We start from the raw sequence: 6,570 nt of genomic DNA on the forward strand, positions 1-6,570 counted from the left end.
GCCTTTTTTTGATTGGTGATTGTGGTTAGTGGCTCATCTAACTTTTCTCTAGCGAGCCTCTTAGTTCTATTTTTCAAATCCATAAACAAGTAATACTATTAGTATTACCCTCCCACAAATAAGTAATACTATTAGTATTACAATTTAAGTAAAATTTCTTTTGCTAAAGACTTATAATCATTTATGGCAACAGAACCTTTCTTATACTGACTTAAAGGCATAGACATAAATGAAGCCTGGCCAATATCTTCTGAACGACGAATCGAGGCTTTAAGAGTTCTGTTATTAGCGATTTGCACCAAATCTTCATCAATCGCAGTGTTGATTTTTTTGTTGTTAACAGCGACTTCATTTCTAAAAACATAGTAGTTTAGTGTTTCACCTTGACCAACTTCGTTTAAAGCATCGCGTAAATCCTCTAAACCATCTAATGCGAAAACACCACTATTGACGGGCATCAAAAATAAATCTGCTGCGACAATTGCGTTAGTAGTCGTCAATGAAAGATTAGGTGGGCAATCAAGAATAATAAAATCGAATTGGTCTCTAATTTTACCTAAATGCTTGCTCAATCTTTGCTCTCGAAAGCTGAGCGTCAATCCTGATTCGATAACACGGCTAAGTCGTATATCTGTCGGTATATAAGAAAAGCGTTCAATACAATTAGATTCAATAATTAAATCTTGAATATCAACACGATTATCTTTAACAAAGAGTTGTAGAACATTTTTTTCAAAGCGGACTTCGCCGCCAGATACAACTTTGGAAAAGTTTCCTTGTGGGTCAAGGTCAATTCCAAGAACCTTATAACCTTGATTAGCGAGAGTAGCCGATAGGTTAATAGCTGTAGTTGTCTTACCAACTCCACCCTTTTGGTTTAACAAAGAAATAATTTTAGTCATAAACAGCCCATTTAGTAATACTAAAAGTATTACATTCATAAAAAACATCTGGGGTTGAGCACCACTGGAAAAGAAAACAACGATAAGAGGATTAAGTTGTTGTTTTGATTTTAAAATTAAATAATTTCAACTATCTCTATAAAAATGTACATTAAGACAAGAATTAAGCTGATCTTTAACTATACCGCACAGTCCGTGACGCATAGGTTATGACATTAGGGTGTCTATATGACTGTCACATCGCACTCGATAGATTGAGATTCGTTCGTTTTCGGACAATCATTCGCAAATGATTATGAAGCAAGTTCACTAATTGCATATGCGATGCTATCTGAGTTCCTTAAATCATTTAAAGTAGAGCCTGTTTTACCGATCAACTGAATCACAGATAAAATAATGAACATTTTGAAAAAAAATCTCAAAATCATCTCTATATCTTTTGTCGCAGGCTTACTTGTTAGCCAGTTCAATTGGAATAACACGTTTATCGGTGAGGATAATGTCAGCCTAGCAGACATAGCGATGAAACGAGTGACAAGAGATCTAGAATTTGTTACTGATATAAAAGAAAATGTATCAATATCAGATATTAACGTTAAAACTCGTCCATTTAATTATCAATTTTCTGAAGAAATCCCTTATAACGTTCGTTATCTAAATCACTGTGGTTTTGCTGGTGAAGATGCATTATATCTAATTTTAGAAGGGAAACATGGCGATGTCAGCGTTTTCTTGACGAATGCCATCAGTAAAAAGACAACAACTAAAAAAGCCAACAAAAATACATTAACAATGCCAATAGGTAACTCGAGCATCATATTAATTGGCAACTTAGATGAGAATCTCGAAATTATTGCAAATCAACTAACAGACATAGTTAAACCAACGTAATAGTAAAACTATCCATTTTTGATGTGGATTGGAAGCAGGGCAAGATCAGAAATCTTGCCCTAGACTATCCTGTCTATAACTTACTAAAAGCTAATGTGAAACTGATAGGAGCTCGATCTGAAATGTTTATGCCACCGACAGTAGCAGCAAGTTTGATCAAATTCTCACTAGGTATACCAAAATCAGAAGTACCTATAACGCTCTGATTGTAGCTACTTACCAGAATATAATCGTCAGAGCTCATAACCACTACAGGAAACGTAACTGTATTTACTTTACCATAGATTTTAACATCTACAGGTAATGATATTAACTTTGGCTCATTGGATATTGTTCCAAAGTCGACTTTACCGGTCACTACGACCTTAGGAAACTTAGATTCTTCAAAAAAAAGGGTTTTCAAACGCTCATCTCTAATTGAAATTCCAGTTTTGATAGTGCTAATTGGTAAAGTTATTGAAAAAGTTCCATCTTGATTTAACAATCCCTTCGTTGGTATAATCGACGCTGTCTCTATGATATATTGATTTTTTACAGTCGCAAAATTCAGAGATGAAATCGAAGGTATTATTTTATAGTCATCCTTTGCATATGCGCCAAATGAAACGATAAATCCAATTAAAACAAACATCCTTTTCATAAAAACCTCCAACGGCTATTTGATCTTTTTCAACGTGCTTGAATCACTATGTGCAAATGGTTTTTCATATATATTTAAGCTAGTAATCTGCGCATAGCGTAATATATCTTCATCTGTAAAATCCATCGACATGGTAAATCCTGTAGTCAATGCATTGTTAACCATGAATTTACTTTGAGCAATCCCTTCTTTTGATGTGTTAAAGTCAATTTTAGAGCCTGATTTACCTTCTGATACGATACAGACTCCACGAGGAACGCAATAAGAGTTATACACTAATTGATTTTTCTTATCGTAGAGTAAATATCCTCTCTGATCGTGAAATTTACCATCATCTCGTTTACGAAAAACTTCTTGCTCGTAATATATTGCTGTTAAATATTGCTCACTAGCATTTGTCGCGTCAGCTGCTGGCTTAAAGGTGATGACCTCATAAAATGGCTCAACTGCTGGCCCACCTCGACCAACCTTTGATCCATTTTGTCCTGGTGCTACGTCAACACCTCCAGAATCAACTGTTTTCCACGTGCCAATTAACGATTCTAAAGGGCCAAAATCTAATGATGCTGAAGCCGCTGATGATGCTACTGTTGATATGCAAAATATAAAAACTTTTATTTTATTATTCATATTACTCACCTTCACTGCTATTAAATAACGTTTTATGATACAAGAAAGATGATACTCCACCCCAAATAATAACATTAACAACAAAGGAGCGAAGTAATATTTCAAATGTAACATCCAACGTTCTAAATACAAAAAAAGTAAATACTGTTGCCAGTATAGATATAGCAAACCCTTTTACCTTCCAGTTATTCCCAAAGACATCAACAACATAAAAAACAGCCCATAATCCACCCCATGCGATTTGCTTGTATAAAAATTGACTATCTAATATTAACTTTCCGGCCACGATATTAATAAACCAAATAGTAATAACATTCGCAACCCCTCCCAAATAGCCAGCCCCCAAAGAAACTAGCACCTTGATCAAAAAACCCTCATTACAATGCAAACTGAATCCTTTCATGCGACTTCCACTAAAATACACTGATGCCTAAATAAATAGACCGTGATTTAAAAAACAACCTTTCAGTAAAAATTTTTGTCGCCATGATAAAAAACACCTCAAACAAAGATGAAACAATTCCATTTACTCAACATTACATCCAGTTCAATTAGTCAATGCTTTAAACACATCATGCCATTTAGATATACCTCTAGATCACCATCTTAAATTGACATAAAAACCATAATTGTCATAACATATATGACACCCACCTTAAGATCATTACTTAAACGTCACTTTGAGGAAAACTATGTACATCTTTGGCTACTTAAGAGCATCAACTTCCGATCAGAATGCAAAGCGAGCCCAGACTGCATTACAACAGTTTGTACAGCAAAAAGGCTCTCGCATAGCAGGATGGTATATAGAAAATGAATCTGGCGCGTCACTCCAAAGACCTGAACTTTTGCGTTTACTTGACGATGCCGCTATTGGGGATGCAATTATCATAGAGCAGATAGATCGCCTTTCACGACTAGATGAACAAAGTTGGTTCACACTAAAAGAAATGCTACTTAAGAAAGAATTAAAGGTCATTAGCTTAGACTTGCCAACAAGTCACATTGCATTATCTCCTCAAATAACAGACGAATTTACCAACTCGATGATAAAAGCCATCAATAACATGATGATGGACATGCTGGCCGCAATAGCGAGGAAAGATTATGAAGATCGCCGTCGCCGTCAAGCCGAAGGAATAAAGAAGGCGAGAGAGGAAGGGAAGTACCGAGGGAAGCAGGCGAACCTAGAGCTGCATGAAAAAATATATCAGCTCAGAGTCATTAACCGGCTGAGTATTAGCGACACTGCAAAATTAACCAATGTATCTACTCGTACCGTAATACGAGTCGCAAAGAAACTAATGAATGAACGCTCAGTCGAACAAGAAGCGCCACAGTAGACGCTCCTTGCCTGTGAATTAATGCAATGTTAAATACTTCCTAACTTGGCACGTATACACATCATTAAATAATTCAGTACCCGTACCGCACGATACGATCAGAGTTAAAATAGCCGGAGTCTTCTTATATTCAATAAGAAAGCGACATGAGCTAAACCCTTCACGAGACACAGTTTCAAAGGCAAATGTGGGCTCAAGCTTTCGTCTAAATTCACTGTCAACATAATTACAAAAAGAATAGAGCGCTTTAAATTCGCTTTGAGTCTTTTCCTGCTCGTGTTTTCTTACACTTTCAGTAAATGTTTTGTGTCTATCATTTTCAAACATCAACTACCCGTTCGCGCAATCCCTAATGAACGCAAGTCCATCTAAATTTTTTACAAAAGCCTCAATTAAATACGTTTTTTCCACTTTATAGCTCACTAATTGCATATTCAGCCGAATAGTAAAGCATTGTTAAAAAAAACCACTCGATCACAGCAATCGATCGACACGATCGATAATTTCGATCGTGGTATTTTATAATGCTACCGAACACGTTCCTTATAAACTCAATGTAGCGACTGTAGAGCGTCAACTAGCTTGACACTTCTGAAGCGAGCGACGATTAGATTTTCAAAACGTTCATTTTCAGTTCAGTAATAAACCGTAAGATATTGAGGTAATTAATCAAAACAGAGACTACACAATGAAAACTAAACTTTTAATGACCACTTTTGCACTAGTCGCTTCTAGCAGTGTTTTTGCACAAGGTTTCGTCGGAAATACCTCTCAGACTCAGTCTGGTTTTTCAGGACCAACTCAAGGTATTTCAACAGTAAAACAAGTTCTTGACTCAGGGATGTTCAGTGACGATATGCCCGTAACATTGACAGGCCGTATCAAATCTTCACTTGGCGGAGAAATGTATCTGTTTGCAGACTCAACAGGGGAAGTAACCGTAGAAATTGACCACGACAAGTGGTTTGGTCAATCAGCCACACCAACAACAAATGTGCAAATCATGGGTGAAATTGATAAAAACATGTCAGGCGTTAAGGTTGATGTTGATGTAATCAAAATCCTTTAGTGCGTTTTTACATTTGTATACATAAATTTAAGTACAAAAACGAAGAGCTTCATATATTGTCATTGTTGGATTTATCAATAAAAGGATAGTTTGTTCAATGAGTAATACTGATAATGGAAGACGCAACCTTCTTAAAGGTTCTGTTGCTGGAGCAAGTCTATTAGCTCTTGGTGGAACGGCTGCGTTTCTTACTCCATCACTTACTTATGCAGCATCGTTAAGTCAAAGCGAACGTGATGCAATGAGTCCTGATGATGTAATTTCTTTTCTGGAAAAAGGAAACGACCGATTCGTTAATAACAAACCATTAAATCACGACTACAAAGCACAAAAACGAAGCAGTAAAGATGGACAGTACCCAGCAGCTGTCATTTTAAGTTGTATCGATTCAAGAGCACCAGCTGAAATTATTTTAGATACAGGCATTGGTGATGTATTCAATAGCCGTGTAGCTGGTAATGTATCAAATACTGATATTTTAGGGAGTATGGAGTTCGCTTGTGCCGTTGCGGGAGCAAAAGTTGTACTCGTGCTAGGTCATACGAAATGTGGAGCTGTAAAAGGAGCCATTGCAAACGCAAAACTAGGCAACTTAACAAGCCTTTTAGACAAAATAAAACCAGCCATAGGTAAAACGACTTATCTCGGTAAGCGTGATGCGGACAACTATGATTTTGTTGATGCAGTAGCCCGAACAAACGTGATGCTCACTTTAAACGATATACGAAAAAATAGCCCTACATTGAAAAACCTTGAAAAATCAGGGTCAATCAAATTAGTTGGAGCTATGTATGATATATCGACAGGTAAAGTCGAATTTATCTAACTGATGAATAGGGCAAAGGCTTGGACATTAACCAAGCTTTATATTATTAATCAATTGTTTAACATATTAGACAAAATGAATGTCGCACTCGTTTATAACTATATAAGAGCACCGCACTTCCATTCATAAATATTTAACAGAAGGCATAGTGTTTAATTGACGCTATGCCTTTTTATCATTATCTATCGAGCATTTACCGTAATAGGCACATGACGCACCGCGAAATGTAGCCCCAGATAGTAATGTCCTTTTTTATGGCTTATCGCCTT

At 36.4% G+C, this 6,570-nt stretch carries 8 protein-coding genes; 4 read left to right on the top strand and 4 right to left on the bottom strand.

Annotated elements, in window-relative coordinates:
• Window positions 1-137: 137 nt before the first annotated feature.
• Window positions 138-902: a ParA family protein gene (locus tag RH88_RS10520; protein ID WP_005595698.1), complete on the bottom strand. Its 765-nt coding sequence runs from the start codon at window positions 900-902 to the stop codon at window positions 138-140.
• 396 nt (window positions 903-1,298) lie between these two features.
• On the opposite strand from RH88_RS10520, the gene RH88_RS10525 reads away from it, so the two are divergent.
• Window positions 1,299-1,793, top strand: a complete 495-nt coding sequence (locus tag RH88_RS10525; protein WP_005595700.1) for a DUF3379 family protein — start codon at window positions 1,299-1,301, stop codon at window positions 1,791-1,793.
• Window positions 1,794-1,866: 73 nt separating this feature from the next.
• Here RH88_RS10525 and RH88_RS10530 read toward each other — a convergent pair whose 3' ends face one another.
• From RH88_RS10530 to RH88_RS10540, 3 genes are read right to left on the bottom strand one after another with little or no spacing between them, the layout of a single operon-like run.
• On the bottom strand, window positions 1,867-2,433 hold the full coding sequence (locus RH88_RS10530; RefSeq protein ID WP_005595701.1) for a YceI family protein: 567 nt from the start codon (window positions 2,431-2,433) through the stop codon (window positions 1,867-1,869).
• A gap of 15 nt (window positions 2,434-2,448) precedes the next feature.
• Window positions 2,449-3,063 (bottom strand): heme-binding beta-barrel domain-containing protein, encoded by a 615-nt coding sequence (locus RH88_RS10535; protein ID WP_005595703.1) that lies wholly within the window; start codon window positions 3,061-3,063, stop codon window positions 2,449-2,451.
• Between the two features lies 1 nt (window position 3,064).
• On the bottom strand, window positions 3,065-3,466 hold the full coding sequence (locus RH88_RS10540) for a hypothetical protein (RefSeq protein WP_005595705.1): 402 nt from the start codon (window positions 3,464-3,466) through the stop codon (window positions 3,065-3,067).
• 289 nt (window positions 3,467-3,755) lie between these two features.
• Here RH88_RS10540 and RH88_RS10545 point away from each other — a divergent pair, with 289 nt between their 5' ends.
• From RH88_RS10545 to RH88_RS10560, 3 genes are all read left to right on the top strand, one after another.
• Window positions 3,756-4,406 (top strand): recombinase family protein, encoded by a 651-nt coding sequence (locus RH88_RS10545; RefSeq protein ID WP_005595706.1) that lies wholly within the window; start codon window positions 3,756-3,758, stop codon window positions 4,404-4,406.
• Window positions 4,407-5,094: 688 nt separating this feature from the next.
• Window positions 5,095-5,475 (top strand): NirD/YgiW/YdeI family stress tolerance protein, encoded by a 381-nt coding sequence (locus RH88_RS10555; RefSeq protein ID WP_005595709.1) that lies wholly within the window; start codon window positions 5,095-5,097, stop codon window positions 5,473-5,475.
• 97 nt (window positions 5,476-5,572) lie between these two features.
• On the top strand, window positions 5,573-6,301 hold the full coding sequence (locus tag RH88_RS10560; protein WP_005595711.1) for a carbonic anhydrase family protein: 729 nt from the start codon (window positions 5,573-5,575) through the stop codon (window positions 6,299-6,301).
• Window positions 6,302-6,570: the final 269 nt, after the last annotated feature.

It is taken from the genome of Vibrio scophthalmi LMG 19158, assembly GCF_000222585.1.
In the GTDB taxonomy this organism is placed as follows: domain Bacteria; phylum Pseudomonadota; class Gammaproteobacteria; order Enterobacterales; family Vibrionaceae; genus Vibrio; species Vibrio scophthalmi.